This is a genomic window from Yoonia sp. SDW83-1, from assembly GCF_046762885.1.
Lineage (GTDB): Bacteria > Pseudomonadota > Alphaproteobacteria > Rhodobacterales > Rhodobacteraceae > Yoonia.
The window spans coordinates 72400-85970 of the sequence record NZ_JBKQXO010000002.1; the positions used below are offsets into that span (position 1 = coordinate 72400).

Here is a 13571-nt window from a genome sequence, read left to right on the forward strand (position 1 = left end):
TAGTCTTTGCGCATGTCAGCGCACCCCATTCACCTTCGCCTCCCGCAAGAGGCTGATACCATCGCCCTTGCCGGACGGATGGCACCGCTACTGCGTTCCGGGGATACACTCCTGCTCAGCGGGCCGATTGGTGCTGGCAAATCAGCCTTCGCACGCGCCCTCATCCGCGCACGGCTTGGCCGGGCAGAGGATGTGCCATCTCCAACTTTCACGCTGGTCCAAACCTATGAACATCCGCGGGGCGACATCTGGCATTGCGACCTCTATCGGCTTACCCACCCTGATGAAGTCTTTGAGCTTGGCCTCGACGACGCCTTTGAAACGGCGATCTGCCTCATTGAATGGCCTGATCGACTGGGGCCACTTGCCCCGGACAACGCATTGCAGATGGAATTCAAGGCTGGCAAAGATGGGCACGATTTGACAATCAAGATGTCCCCGCAATGGGCAAAGCGACTGAATAACCTGCATGTCTAAGCGTGGCGAGTTGATAACCGATTTCCTGGCAGAAACGACCTGGGCAAACTGGGGCCGAAACCCGCTTACCGGCGACGCATCAGCACGGAGATATACGCGGCTTACCCACAAGGCTCAAAGCGTCATCCTCATGGATGCGCCGCCCGAAAACGGTGAAGACACCGGGGCCTTCGCCCAAATCGCCAGCTACCTGACAGATCAGGGGCTCTGCCCGCCAGACATCCTCAAACATGATCCCGACAGCGGCCTGATGGTCATATCGGACCTGGGTCCGCACGATTTCGCAAACTGGCTCAGAACTCACCCGCAAGACACAACCGCGCTTTATAAGGCTGCGGCAGACGTGCTGACAAAACTCCACCGGCAAAAGCCGGACTTTCCATTCAACCGCCTGACACCCGAAATCGGCGGAGACATGATCGCGCTGCTGAACCCGTACTACACGGACCACCCTGTCACCGAACTGGTCACCACAATGACAGCGGCGATGCGTGAACTGGCACCGGTACCAGACACAATTGCCCTACGGGACTTCCATGCAGAGAATCTGATCTGGCGCTGCGACCAAAAGGGCGGCGCGCGGGTCGGCCTGCTCGACTTTCAAGACGCACTGATCGCACCGGCAGGTTACGATCTTGTGTCGCTCCTGCGCGATGTGCGTCGAGATGTGCCAGAATCGCTCAATACCAAAATCACGACTTATTTCATGCAAAAGACCGGCCTGGGTCACGATTTTCGCGCCCAGCTTGCCTGCCTTGGTGCCCAGCGTAATCTGCGTATCCTTGGGGTCTTCGCACGTCTGGCAAAGACCCGGAATAAACTACGCTATATCGATCTGCTGCCGCGGCTCTGGAACAACCTCCTGCGCGATCTTGGACATCCGGCACTGACCGACCTGCGTCAGGCGGCACTGACCGCATTACCGGAACCCGACGCCACACATATGATAAAGCTACGCCAATGAGTTTCCCAATTCTCCTTTTTGCAGCCGGTTTAGGCACCCGCATGGGCGACATGGTCGCGGACAAGCCCAAACCGCTGATCAAGGTTGGTGGCAAGACACTCATCGACCACGCTCTGGACTTCACCGAGATTGCCCCCATCCGGCAGCGGGTCGTAAACCTGCACTACAAGGCTGATATGATCCGGGACCACCTTGCGGGAACCGATATCCTGCTTTCAGACGAAACCGATCAACTGCTGGAAACCGGGGGTGGATTGCAAAATGCGCTGTCGCTTCTGGGAAAAAGCCCCGTTGCCACCATGAACACCGACGCAGTCTGGCATGGGCCCAACCCGCTAGAGACCATCACAAAGGCATGGCGTGACGATATGGAGGCGCTTTTGCTGACAGTGCCCCGCGCACAGGTCTCCGGTCACTTGGGCAAAGGGGATTTCTTCCATAACGAAAAGGGTCAGCTCTATCGAGGGCCCGGTGACATCTATACCGGCGTACAGATCATCCGGACCGAAGCCCTGGCAAACATCGCTGACACGGTCTTTTCAATGAACATCGTCTGGGATCAGATCGCAGCACGCGGTGGTCTTTTCGGTGTCCGCTATGACGGACAATGGTGCGATGTTGGCCAACCCTCCAGCATACCACTGGCCGAGGCGATGCTGCATGTTTGACGCCTCTGCCAAACCGCGCATCTTCGGCGCACCCCCCGGCGTGGACTTTGCCCAAGGTCTGGTGGATGGGCTGCAAAGCCGAACCGCTGACTTTGCGCCCGAAGACCTGGCAAGAACCGAAATCTACGTAAACACCAGCCGAATGCAGCGCCGGATCAAAGAAGTATTCGCCGCAGGCCCCGCAAAACTGCTGCCCCGGATCAGACTAATCACCGACCTTGCCAGGGATCCCGTTTCAGTCGATATCCCGCCCCCGGTATCGCCCTTGCGGCGCAGACTAGAACTGTCGCAATTCGTCGCCAAGCTGCTGGAACAGCAACCCGACCTCGCCCCGCGCGCTGCACTTTATGACCTGTCGGACAGCCTCGCCAACTTGATGGACGAAATGCATGGTGAAGGCGTTGACCCCGAAACCATCGCCAATCTGGATGTGTCTGATCAATCCGGCCATTGGGACCGGGCGTTGCGGTTTCTGCGGATCATCACCCCGTTTTTTGGTGACAAAACGGATGCGCCCGACAAAGAGGCCCGACAACGGGCGGTCATCACCGCATTGGCCGCTCGCTGGAACATGCAGCCTCCCCAGCATCCCATCATCATTGCAGGCTCAACAGGCTCTCGCGGGTCAACCGCACTTTTCATGCGAGCCGTTTCCAAACTCCCGCAAGGGGCAATAATCCTTCCCGGTTATGACTTTGATCTTCCCGGCGCGGTCTGGGAAAGCATGCATGACCCCATGACCTCGGAAGATCATCCGCAATACCGTTTCTACAAGCTCATGAATCTGATCGGGTTTCAGCACAGCGACGTCGGGCCATGGTCGTCCCAAGCCCCCGCTCATCCCGAACGCAATCGCCTTGTCTCCTTGTCCTTGCGCCCCGCGCCCGTGACAAACCAGTGGCTGGATGAAGGGCCGCGCCTTGGCGATCTCATCACCCCGACCAACAATCTGACACTGGTCGAAGCATCATCACCCCGGGCCGAGGCCGAGACAATCGCGCTGCGGCTGCGACAGGCCGTGGACGAAGGGATCACCGCCGCGCTCATCTCGCCTGACCGGATGCTGACGCGACAGGTTGCAGCCGCGCTTGACCGATGGAATATCACACCCGACGACAGCGCCGGTACACCGCTGGCCCTCTCCCCACCGGGCCGTTTTCTGCGCCATGTCGCCGATATACTGGGCGAGCCGCTGACCGGCGAAACACTCCTCACAATCCTCAAACACCCGCTTTGTCACTCAAACCGGGACGATCGCGGGGACCACCTGCGCCACACGCGCGAACTTGAACTGCATCTGCGCCGATACGGTCCACCTTTTCCAGACGCCAAAACCTTTCAGAACTGGGCCAATAAAGATGAGAACAGGAAACCATGGGCCGACTGGCTCACAACCCTGTTCGGCGCATATGGCAGCGACAAATCCCAGCCGCTGGCCAAACACATTGAAACCCATTTGAAACTGGCAGAACAGCTCTGCGCTGGTCCAGACAATACCGGCACGGGTGGGCTTTGGGACGAGGCCGCTGGCCGCGAAGCACGCCGCATCTGCGACATGCTGATCCAGGATGCAGATGCAGGCGGCACCATGCGCACCGCCGACTACACCACCCTTTTCAACGCAATTCTTGCCGATGGCGTGGTTCGCGACCGTGACGCAGGTCATCCCAATATCCTGATCTGGGGCACGCTCGAGGCACGGGTGCAAGGGGTCGACCTGACAATCCTCGGCGGCATGAATGATGGGGTCTGGCCAGAGGCACCGCCTCCCGACCCATGGCTGAACCGCAAGATGCGGGCTGATGCGGGTCTGTTGCTGCCAGAACGGCGGATCGGCCTGTCGGCCCATGATTATCAGCAGGCCATCGCCGGAAAGGAAGTCTGGATCACCCGTTCAAAACGATCCGCTGATGCCGAAACCGTGCCCTCACGGTGGGTGAACCGACTGACGAACCTCTTGGGCGGACTGACAAACCAGAACGGGCCGGCGGCTTTGCGCGAGATGCGGGCGCGAGGCGACCAATGGGCTGACATGGCCGCCAAACTCGCCGAACCCGGCCAAAGCGTCGCGGGCGCAAAACGACCATCACCATGTCCCCGCGTCAGCGCCAGACCAAAGCAACTTTCGGTCACCCAAATCAAGACACTGATCCGCGATCCGTTTGCAATCTATGCCTGTAAAATCCTGCGTCTCGACCCTCTGGATCCGCTTGTCCCGACAGCCGATGCGCCGCTCCGCGGGATCATCGTTCACGGGATATTGGAAGAATTTATCGCCAAACAGCACGACCCGACGGATCGAGAGGCGCTGATGCAGATCACGCGCGAGCATTTCGAAAAACACTGCCCCTGGCCAACGATCAGGGCGCAATGGGTCGCACGAATGGACCGGATCGCCGACAGGTTCCTGAGCGATGAGGCCGAAAGACAGGCCAAAGCAGTTCGACAATTGACAGAATTGAAGGGCACAATCGTCGTCCCGAATGTCCAGGTATCCCTGACCTGCAAAGCCGACAGGATCGACCTGACCGCTGACGATCAGGCACTGATATACGACTATAAAACCGGGGTCGTTCCAACCGGGCCACAGCAGGAAAAATTCGATAAACAGTTACTGCTCGAGGCAGCGATGCTGGAGCGCGGGGCATTCAATGCGCTTGGGCGAAAAACGGTGAAATCGGCTGCCTTCCTTGGGATCAACCCCAGCATGAAAACCACAGAAGCACCGTTCAAGAAACAATCACCAGATCAGGTCTGGGCAGATCTCGAAACGCTTTTCACCAACTGGCAAAATCTGCAGCGTGGCTATACCGCCCGCCTCGCCCTGTTCTCCAAAACCGATGTCAGCCCCTATGATCACCTCGCCCGCTTTGGCGAATGGGACACCAGCGATGCCCCGCATCCCGAGGTTCTGACGTGATGCGCAATCCGGCATCACAGCGGCAAGTGGATGCCGCCGATCCACACAATTCAACCTGGCTTTCGGCCAACGCAGGTTCCGGCAAAACCCGCGTTCTGACTGACAGGGTGGCGCACCTTTTGCTCGAAGGTGTCTCGCCCCAGAACATCCTCTGCCTGACCTATACCAAGGCCGCGGCGGCAGAGATGCAAAACCGGCTTTTCAAGCGGCTCGGTGCATGGGCAATGATGGTCAACGGCGCGCTTCGGAACGATCTCAAAGACCTTGGCGTTGATCGGACAATCGACGCGACCCAACTCCGCGACGCACGCACGCTTTTCGCCCGTGCCATCGAAACGCCAGGTGGCCTGAAAATCCAGACGATCCATTCGTTCTGCGCCGGTGTCCTGCGGCGCTTCCCGCTTGAGGCCGGGGTGAGCCCGCAATTCCGCGAAATGGAAGATCGCGCGGCTGAATTGCTGCGCGCCGATGTGATGGATCAGATGGTCAGCGACGACGATGCACATCTGCTTCACGATCTGCTGACCCATTTTTCAAGCGATGATCTGGGGCAACTGACAGCCGAAATCGCATCAAAACGCGCATTCTTTGAAAAAAATCTGGACGAAGCTGCACTGCGGGAAACGCTTGATCTACACCCGGGGCTGACGCTCGACATGCTGATGGAACACACCCTGTCAGACACCGATCTGGCGCGGGTCAAATCGCTACGCGCCATTTGTCACACCGGCAGCACGAATGATCAAAAGGCAGCAATCAAGCTCGATGGTCTGTCCACCGGCGATCAGCCAACACCGTCAGACCTCGTACTTCTGGAAAACGTGTTCCTGACCGGTGAAAAGGCGGCGACACCTTTTGGTGCCAAGGTTGGTTCTTTCCCTACCAAGGCATTGCGGGAAAGCCACCCCGATCTGATGGCAGAGATCGAGGCATTGATGATCCGCGTGCAGGATGCACGCAACGACAGGCTGGCGCTCGCCGCGCTGACCCGGACAAAGGCGATCCACGCTTTCGGCGCGGCATTTATTCCCGCTTACGAAGCACGCAAACTCAAAATGGGCGCGCTTGATTTCGACAACCTGATCCGCAAAACACAAGCGCTCCTGACAGACCGCGATGTGGCGCAATGGGTGCTGTTCCGGCTTGATGGCGGAATTGATCACGTTCTGGTGGATGAAGCCCAAGACACAAGCCCGACCCAATGGGCGGTTATCGAACGACTAACGCAGGAATTCGCAGCAGGCGAGGGTGCGCAACCCGAACGCAAACGCACAATCTTTGTCGTCGGCGACAAGAAACAGTCCATCTACTCTTTCCAGGGTGCTGATCCGGCAGCCTTCGACAAAATGAAATCCCTGTTTTCCGACGCACATGCGGCAGCGGCAAAACCGTTCGAAGAAACCTCGCTCGACCATTCTTTCCGTTCATCACAGGCCATTCTGTCCGTTGTCGATGAAACCTTCGTGCGGGACCGGGCGACCGGCATGGATGACCGGCTCACCCATATCGCCTTCAAGGAAAACATGCCGGGCCGCGTCGATCTTTGGCCAGTGATCGAAAAGTCGGAAAAAGACGATACGCGCAACTGGTACGATCCTGTCGATGAACCCAGCGAAACCGACCATACCGTCCTGATGGCCAACCGCGTGGCCGATCAGATCAAGCACATGATCGCCAGTGAAACGATCCCGGTCGAGATCGGCGACAGCGGTACCTATCAAGAGCGGCCCATTACCGAAGGTGACTTTCTGATCCTTGTCCAGCGCCGGTCAGACCTGTTTGCCGAAATCATTCGCGCCTGCAAAAAGGCCGGGCTCAGCATCGCCGGGGCCGACAGGCTGCGCGTCGGTGCCGAACTTGCGGTCAAGGATCTGGCGGCACTCCTTAACTTCCTTGCCTTGCCAGAGGATGACCTGTCGCTGGCCGCCACCTTGCGGTCGCCGCTGTTCGAATGGTCAGAACAGGACCTCTTCACGCTCGCCCATCACCGACCCGAAAAGGGCTTTCTGTGGCCCGCACTCCGCGATGCAGACCATCCCGGAACGCTGAACGTCCTGAACGATCTGCGCAGTGCTGCTGATTTCCTGCGCCCCTACGACCTGATCGCACGCATCCTGACCCGGCACGACGGTCGGCGCAAACTGCTGGCGCGTCTCGGGCCAGAGGCCGAAGACGGCATTGACGCACTCCTCACGCAGGCTCTCGCCTACGAAAGCACCGGCGTCCCCAGCCTGACCGGCTTTCTGGCTTGGATGCAAACCGACGATCTTGAAATCAAACGACAGATGGACAATCAGGGTGACCGCATCCGGGTCATGACCGTGCATGGGGCCAAAGGGCTGGAAGCCCCCATTGTGATCCTGCCAGACACCGCAAAGCGCCCCATCCGCATCAATGACGAACTGCTGCCAGCGGGCGACCAGCTGGTCTGGAAAACACCTGCTCCGGAATCCGCGCCCGCGGTCAACACCCTACGCGATCAGGTCATCGCGCGACAGGCACAGGAACGGCTGCGGCTGCTTTATGTCGCCATGACCCGCGCGGAAAAATGGCTGATCGTCGGGGCCGCCGGTGACGTGGGCGAAGGCGATGCCAGCTGGTACAACATCGTCGCGGATGGCATGCAGCAGCGCGGCGATATTGATGCCAAATCCGGTGATCTGGAAATCAAACGTGTCGCGCATCTCGACTGGGACGCCCCCGATCTGATCACCCAAACAACCACTCTGAAGTCAGAAGTCAGCATTCCCGGTTTTGGCCCAGCACCAAAGGCCATCACCACAAAACCCATCTCTCCCTCAGACCTGCCGGGGCCGAAGATCATGCCAGGTGATCCCGGCGGTGATGATCAAGACGCGGCAAAGGAACGCGGGACGCGCATCCACTCGCTGCTCGAACACCTGCCACTTGCAGAGCCAGAAAACCGCATGGCCCTTGGCCAGCGCCTGATCGGACCAAATGACGATGAGCTGATCACAGAGGTCATGACGCTGCTCACCACGCCCGGGCTCTCGCATCTGTGGGACAAGGCCGCCCTGACCGAAGTTGACATTACCGCTGATATCCCGCCAATCGGGCGTATCTTCGGTGCCATCGACCGGATGATTGTCAGGCAGGACAGCATCCTGGCTGTCGATTACAAATCAAACCGGCTCGTCCCGGATCAGCCCGCACAAACTCCAATTGGCCTGTTGCGGCAAATGGCGGCCTATCACGCAGCGCTGACCCAGACCTACCCCAACCGCAATATCGAAATCGCCATCCTCTGGACCCAGACCGCCAAACTCATGCCGCTCCCACCCGACCTGCTTCACGAAGCACTGAACTCTGTTACTGTTGCTTGACCCCGGACGGTTGGCTGCCTACCTTCAGCGTCCAATGTTTTTCGCCAAGGAGTGACCTGATGGCAACCGTAGCCGTAACCGACGCAACCTTTGACGCCGAAGTGCGCCAGTCCGATATACCAGTCGTGGTCGACTTCTGGGCAGAATGGTGCGGCCCCTGCAAACAGATCGGCCCAGCCCTGGAAGAGCTGTCAGCCGAGATGGAAGGCAAGGTCAAAATCGTCAAAGTGAACGTTGACGAAAACCCGAATTCCCCCGCCCAGATGGGCGTGCGCGGCATTCCGGCGCTCTTCATGTTCAAAGGCGGCGAAGTTGTCTCCAACAAAACCGGCGCGGCACCAAAAGCAGCACTGCAAAGCTGGATCGAAGAATCCGCTTAAGATCTGCCAAGGTCGGAAAATCGGGCGCACAACAGGGCGCCCTTTTCATTTCAAACTGGCCACCCATGACCCCTTAAGACCTCTTTGATCCGCGTCGTCGCCTCGGGCCTGCCAGCGTTGATCGCTTCGTGCTGCAAAAACCAGTGCAGATATGCAGCATAGTCCGGGGCATGATCCTCTACCGCTGCAAATGCCTTTGCCACGCCCAGCTGACCCACATTCAACGCGATGTGATGAAAATCAATTTGACCAAACAGGATCAGCGGTTTTTCAAAAAAATACCCGCGAAACCCGATGCTAGAATTCTGCGTCACCACGTAATCACAATTCTGCAAATACCGCTCTGACCCGCCCTCCAGCGCATAAAGACGTTCATGCTGATCCAGCAACTGTTCCAGCGCCTTCTGCTCTTCCAACGTATAAACCTCGGTCGGATGCAGGGTCAGGATAATATGCCTGTTCGGCTCGTGCTTCAGCACCGCCTTGATCATGTCGATGGGGCTGCAGAACTGAAACGAACGATGCTGCGTTAACCGGCCCTGCAGCGGCACCAGTACAAAACCGTCCTGCCGAATATCCTTGGACACATCGTTCAACAAACGGTTGCGCCAGAACCGCTGAAAATTGGCCGCCTTCCTGGCATCCACCTTTGACGGATCGAAAGACGTGCGCGCAACTGGCCAATCCCATCGCTTGCCATGCTTTTCAATGTGCCAAAACGGATAAAGATACGTCTTGCGAAACGTCAGATCACGCGCATTTACCGGCTCATCCATGAAAAACATGCCCCGGCCGGGACGGGACATCGCACGCAATCGTGCGACCTCATCGTCACCGTCATAAGCCACTGTCAAACCGGCCTCAGCCAGCACCGCGCTCACCTTATCAATGAAATTATGATGCCCGGCCTTCGCCTGCTTGCGCAACTTGGGGTGCAAATAAAACGTGACTGTCTGCGCATCGCTCATGGGCGGACGCTAGCGGTTCAGCAATACCCGAACAAGACGCCACGGGGTTGTCTGCCTGCAACCCACCCGCCATATATGCCCGAACAGCGATTGGAGCGGACGATGGCAAAAGAAGAATTCCCCGGATGGCACGGCACAACCATCATCGGCGTGCGCAAAGGCGGGAAGGTCGTCATCGCCGGTGACGGTCAGGTCAGCCTCGGTCAGACCGTGATCAAGGGAACGGCGCGCAAGGTCCGACGCCTGTCACCCGGCGGCACCGAAGTGATCGCCGGTTTCGCCGGGTCCACCGCTGACGCGTTCACTTTGCTCGAACGGTTGGAGAAAAAGCTTGAGGCGACACCGGGGCAACTCGCACGCGCCTCTGTTGAACTGGCCAAGGACTGGCGCACCGACAAATATCTGCAAAAGCTCGAGGCGATGCTGATCGTCAGCGATGGCAAGGAACTCTTCGTCATCACCGGGGCAGGCGATGTGTTGGAACCCGAACATGATGTCACCGCCATCGGATCAGGGGGCAACTACGCGCTCGCCGCCGGACGGGCTATGATGGAAACCGATCTTGACGCCGAAACCATCGCCAGACAGGCGATGGCCATCGCCGCCGATATCTGCGTTTACACCAACGGCAACCTGACGGTCGAAACGATCAGCCAATAGGCGCTACGCCAAGGCCAACGTTGAACCGCTCGCACCAGATCCAGACCTCGTTATAGTCATCGCTGTTGATACCTTCCGGCACCGCATAACTCGACGCACCCGCATCACTGGCAAGCGGGGCCATGATCGTGGCGGGATCATATGTGCCATCCTTGCCCAGCGCGACCTTGGGGTCGGGGGCACCGTCAAAGGTGAAATCGTCCAGCAGGTTCACCTCGGTCCCGGCAATCTCTGCCGTTCCGGTCACGACATGATTATTCACACCGGTAAAGGTGCCAAGACGACCATGGCCACCAGCGATCAAGGGCGTTGCAGTGGTTGCCAAAGCAGCAACAAGAAATGCGCGTCTGTCCATATCGAACCTCCTCCGGGTTGGGTGCGGCCACACTACGCGCCGCCGGACACCAGACAATCGGCTGCACGCATTTGTGAAGCACTGCAATTTCAGGCAAAAGGCGGAACAGGCCCTTGGACTTGGGCAAGGCACACCCTAGGTTTGGCCAAACCAGAGGAACCAGATGATCGAACGTGATGACCTTCGGGCGGCGGTAAGCAGCGGGCTTTTGACCGAAAAACAGGCCGCCACCCTGATCAGCTTTGCCGACAGCAGGCGCGGCGCACGCGAAAATCTGGCTGTCGGCGACGAACCGTTCGAGCTTTTCAAAGGCTTCAACGAGATTTTCATCGTCATCGGCCTGATCATCCTTGCCACAGGCTGGTACGGCGTGACCGGCCTGTCCCTGGGAACCGAAATCGTCAATCTCCAGACCTATGCCGTGATGGTTACCAGCATTGGTGCGCTCGTCCTGTGGTTACTGTCGGAATACTTTGTCCGCCATCGGCGCATGGTCGCACCCGCCATCGCGCTATCCATCATGTTCGCGGGGAATGCTGCCTTCGGGTTTGTCGCTGGCATGGCGCAACTCTTCATGCTCGGGCAGGGTGATCTGTCCAGCGTGCCGCTACCCCTCCTGCTCGCCACCGGATCGCTCGTCATCTACTGGTGGCGGTTCCGGGTACCTTTCGCCATGGCCATGATCGCCATCGGGCTGTTCGTGACAACAATCGTCTTCACCGCAGCACAGGGGGGCGAAATCCGCGACCCAAGCGATCTGTTCCTGTTATCCGCCGACGGCCCTTTTGCCTGGATCACACTCGCGCTCGGCGTTGCTGTCTTTGCCGTCGCCATGATCTTCGACATGAGCGATCCGCACAGGGTTACCCGTCGATCCGCCAATGGGTTCTGGCTGCATGTCGTCGCGGCGCCCGCGCTGATCAACACCATCGCCTTATCAGCCATGGAACAGGACGCCTTTGGGGTTCTGCTATGGATACTCGGGTTTTTCGCCCTCGTCGCGATTATCATCGACCGGCGCTCATTCCTGATCACTGCCATCGGCTATGTGGTGGCCGTCACCGCCACCGTCTTTGACGGTAGCGGCATCGCCATGACCGTTCTGATCCTCGGGGTCGGCCTGCTTCTTCTCGGCGCGCTCTGGGAACAGATCCGCGCGACCATCCTACACCTTCTCGGCGGCGTCCTGCCTTTGGACAAACTGCCGCCCTCGCATGCATAAGGACCACCATGACTGACCTCACCCCGCGTGAAATCGTATCCGAACTCGACCGATTTATCATCGGCCAGAAAGATGCCAAGCGGGCCGTCGCCGTGGCCCTGCGCAACCGCTGGCGGCGCAAGCAACTCGGCGACGACCTGCGGGATGAGGTCTATCCAAAAAACATCCTGATGATCGGCCCCACCGGCGTCGGCAAAACCGAAATTAGCCGCCGCCTCGCAAAACTCGCCCGCGCGCCTTTCATCAAGGTCGAAGCCACCAAATTCACCGAAGTCGGCTATGTCGGCCGTGACGTGGAACAGATCGTGCGCGATCTGGTCGACACAGCGATACTCGACACCCGGGAACACATGCGCGAAGACGTCAAAGCCAAAGCACATGATGCCGCCGAAGAACGGGTGATCACCGCCGTCGCAGGTACCGATGCCCGCGAAGGCACGCGCGAAATGTTCCGCAAGAAACTGAAATCCGGCGAACTCGACAACACCATCATCGAACTGGAATTGACCGATACGTCCAACCCAATGGGCGGTTTCGAAATCCCCGGGCAGCCCGGCGGTATGGGCGGGATGATGAACCTTGGCGATCTCTTCGGCAAAGCCATGGGCGGGCGCACGGTCAAGAAGCGCATGACTGTCGCGGAAAGCTATGATGCGCTCATCGCAGACGAGGCCGACAAACTACTCGACGACGAAACCGTGACCAAAGCCGCGCTCGAAGCGGTTGAACAGAATGGCATCGTTTTTCTGGATGAAATCGACAAGGTCTGCGCCCGCGCCGACGCGCGCGGCGCAGATGTCAGCCGCGAAGGCGTGCAGCGCGATCTGCTGCCCCTGATCGAAGGCACGACCGTGTCCACCAAACACGGCCCGATCAAAACCGACCATATCCTGTTCATCGCTTCCGGCGCGTTCCATGTGGCCAAACCATCCGACCTGCTGCCGGAACTGCAGGGCCGTCTCCCCATCCGCGTTGAACTCCGCGCACTGACCGAAGACGATTTTGTGCGCATCCTAACCGAAACCGACAACGCCCTGACCCTGCAATACTCTGCCCTGATGAAAACCGAAGAGGTGACAGTCACCTTCGCCGAAGACGGGATCAAGGCGCTCGCCAAAATCGCAGCCGAAGTGAATGAAGCCGTCGAAAACATCGGCGCGCGCAGGCTCTACACCGTGATCGAACGGGTGTTCGAGGATCTGTCCTTCAACGCCCCCGACCGGGCCGGCGACGAAATCACCATCGACGCCGCCTTTGTCGAGGAACATCTGGGCGAACTGTCACGATCCACCGACCTCAGCCGCTACGTGCTGTAGGCCACGCTCAAGCTGAACCGATATCCCGTCGTCGTAGTCCTCCTCATAGGGGGCGGGCTGATCATCGGTTTCGCGTTCGCCACATTCAACCTGTTCGAAATGAGCATGGCAAACCTGCGTTTCCTGCGTCAATTCGGCTGGGTCGCGGTGATGGAAGGTGGGTTGATCCAACTCGCCGAAATCATCGCCTGCGCCGTCGCGGCCCTGCTCTGTTATGTCGGCTTCAAACTTTGCGAGGCTGAGCTGGTCCAACGCTACCGCCGCTGGCAAGACCGGTAACTTTGCACTTTCACATCC

Annotated in this window: 12 protein-coding genes; 9 read left to right on the forward strand and 3 right to left on the reverse strand. The window is 58.7% G+C overall.

Going from position 1 to position 13571, the window contains the following annotated elements:
* The first annotated feature begins 12 nt into the window (after positions 1 to 12).
* From tsaE to trxA, 6 genes are read left to right on the forward strand one after another with little or no spacing between them, the layout of a single operon-like run.
* A complete protein-coding gene (gene tsaE / locus ACFWW4_RS02675; protein WP_411889448.1) occupies positions 13 to 477 on the forward strand; it encodes a tRNA (adenosine(37)-N6)-threonylcarbamoyltransferase complex ATPase subunit type 1 TsaE in 465 nt (154 codons plus the stop codon).
* Complete coding sequence (locus ACFWW4_RS02680) at positions 470 to 1441, forward strand: aminoglycoside phosphotransferase family protein (protein WP_411889449.1); 972 nt, start codon at positions 470 to 472, stop codon at positions 1439 to 1441. Before tsaE ends, ACFWW4_RS02680 begins: the two co-directional genes overlap by 8 nt.
* The gene (locus tag ACFWW4_RS02685) at positions 1438 to 2109 is read left to right on the forward strand and encodes a nucleotidyltransferase family protein (protein WP_411889450.1); all 672 of its coding nucleotides are present in this window, start codon (positions 1438 to 1440) and stop codon (positions 2107 to 2109) included. The genes ACFWW4_RS02680 and ACFWW4_RS02685 overlap by 4 nt, the downstream gene beginning before the upstream one ends.
* Positions 2102 to 5029: a double-strand break repair protein AddB gene (gene addB / locus ACFWW4_RS02690; protein ID WP_411889451.1), complete on the forward strand. Its 2928-nt coding sequence runs from the start codon at positions 2102 to 2104 to the stop codon at positions 5027 to 5029. Before ACFWW4_RS02685 ends, addB begins: the two co-directional genes overlap by 8 nt.
* Complete coding sequence (gene addA / locus ACFWW4_RS02695; RefSeq protein ID WP_411889452.1) at positions 5029 to 8373, forward strand: double-strand break repair helicase AddA; 3345 nt, start codon at positions 5029 to 5031, stop codon at positions 8371 to 8373. The genes addB and addA overlap by 1 nt, the downstream gene beginning before the upstream one ends.
* A gap of 59 nt (positions 8374 to 8432) precedes the next feature.
* Entirely contained in the window at positions 8433 to 8753 is a 321-nt protein-coding gene (trxA, locus tag ACFWW4_RS02700) for a thioredoxin (protein WP_393932686.1), read from the forward strand.
* 50 nt (positions 8754 to 8803) lie between these two features.
* Here the strand turns inward: trxA and ACFWW4_RS02705 are convergent, their stop codons facing one another.
* The gene (locus tag ACFWW4_RS02705; RefSeq protein WP_411889453.1) at positions 8804 to 9721 is read right to left on the reverse strand and encodes a hypothetical protein; all 918 of its coding nucleotides are present in this window, start codon (positions 9719 to 9721) and stop codon (positions 8804 to 8806) included.
* Positions 9722 to 9823: 102 nt separating this feature from the next.
* Between ACFWW4_RS02705 and hslV the strand changes: the two genes are divergently transcribed.
* Positions 9824 to 10381: an ATP-dependent protease subunit HslV gene (gene hslV / locus ACFWW4_RS02710; protein ID WP_411889454.1), complete on the forward strand. Its 558-nt coding sequence runs from the start codon at positions 9824 to 9826 to the stop codon at positions 10379 to 10381.
* Here hslV and ACFWW4_RS02715 read toward each other — a convergent pair.
* Positions 10371 to 10736: a DM13 domain-containing protein gene (locus tag ACFWW4_RS02715; RefSeq protein WP_411889455.1), complete on the reverse strand. Its 366-nt coding sequence runs from the start codon at positions 10734 to 10736 to the stop codon at positions 10371 to 10373. The genes hslV and ACFWW4_RS02715 overlap by 11 nt on opposite strands.
* A 163-nt stretch (positions 10737 to 10899) precedes the next feature.
* Between ACFWW4_RS02715 and ACFWW4_RS02720 the strand changes: the two genes are divergently transcribed.
* Together ACFWW4_RS02720 and hslU are read left to right on the forward strand one after the other, a co-directional pair.
* Positions 10900 to 11958: a hypothetical protein gene (locus tag ACFWW4_RS02720; protein WP_411889456.1), complete on the forward strand. Its 1059-nt coding sequence runs from the start codon at positions 10900 to 10902 to the stop codon at positions 11956 to 11958.
* 8 nt (positions 11959 to 11966) lie between these two features.
* Positions 11967 to 13274, forward strand: coding sequence for an ATP-dependent protease ATPase subunit HslU (gene hslU / locus ACFWW4_RS02725; RefSeq protein WP_411889457.1), 1308 nt, complete (start codon positions 11967 to 11969; stop codon positions 13272 to 13274).
* Here hslU and ACFWW4_RS02730 read toward each other — a convergent pair.
* Positions 13239 to 13544 carry a hypothetical protein gene (locus tag ACFWW4_RS02730; RefSeq protein ID WP_411889458.1) on the reverse strand — a complete coding sequence of 102 codons (306 nt, stop codon included), beginning with the start codon at positions 13542 to 13544 and terminating at the stop codon, positions 13239 to 13241. The two genes, hslU and ACFWW4_RS02730, sit on opposite strands and share 36 nt — an antisense overlap.
* Positions 13545 to 13571: the final 27 nt, after the last annotated feature.

Coding starts and splice junctions, on each gene's coding strand:
- tsaE (WP_411889448.1), top strand. CDS start 13: ATGTCAGCGCACCCCATTCACCTTCGCCTCCCGCAAGAGGCTGATACC.
- ACFWW4_RS02680 (WP_411889449.1), top strand. CDS start 470: ATGTCTAAGCGTGGCGAGTTGATAACCGATTTCCTGGCAGAAACGACC.
- ACFWW4_RS02685 (WP_411889450.1), top strand. CDS start 1,438: ATGAGTTTCCCAATTCTCCTTTTTGCAGCCGGTTTAGGCACCCGCATG.
- addB (WP_411889451.1), top strand. CDS start 2,102: ATGTTTGACGCCTCTGCCAAACCGCGCATCTTCGGCGCACCCCCCGGC.
- addA (WP_411889452.1), top strand. CDS start 5,029: ATGCGCAATCCGGCATCACAGCGGCAAGTGGATGCCGCCGATCCACAC.
- trxA (WP_393932686.1), top strand. CDS start 8,433: ATGGCAACCGTAGCCGTAACCGACGCAACCTTTGACGCCGAAGTGCGC.
- ACFWW4_RS02705 (WP_411889453.1), bottom strand. CDS start 9,721: ATGAGCGATGCGCAGACAGTCACGTTTTATTTGCACCCCAAGTTGCGC.
- hslV (WP_411889454.1), top strand. CDS start 9,824: ATGGCAAAAGAAGAATTCCCCGGATGGCACGGCACAACCATCATCGGC.
- ACFWW4_RS02715 (WP_411889455.1), bottom strand. CDS start 10,736: ATGGACAGACGCGCATTTCTTGTTGCTGCTTTGGCAACCACTGCAACG.
- ACFWW4_RS02720 (WP_411889456.1), top strand. CDS start 10,900: ATGATCGAACGTGATGACCTTCGGGCGGCGGTAAGCAGCGGGCTTTTG.
- hslU (WP_411889457.1), top strand. CDS start 11,967: ATGACTGACCTCACCCCGCGTGAAATCGTATCCGAACTCGACCGATTT.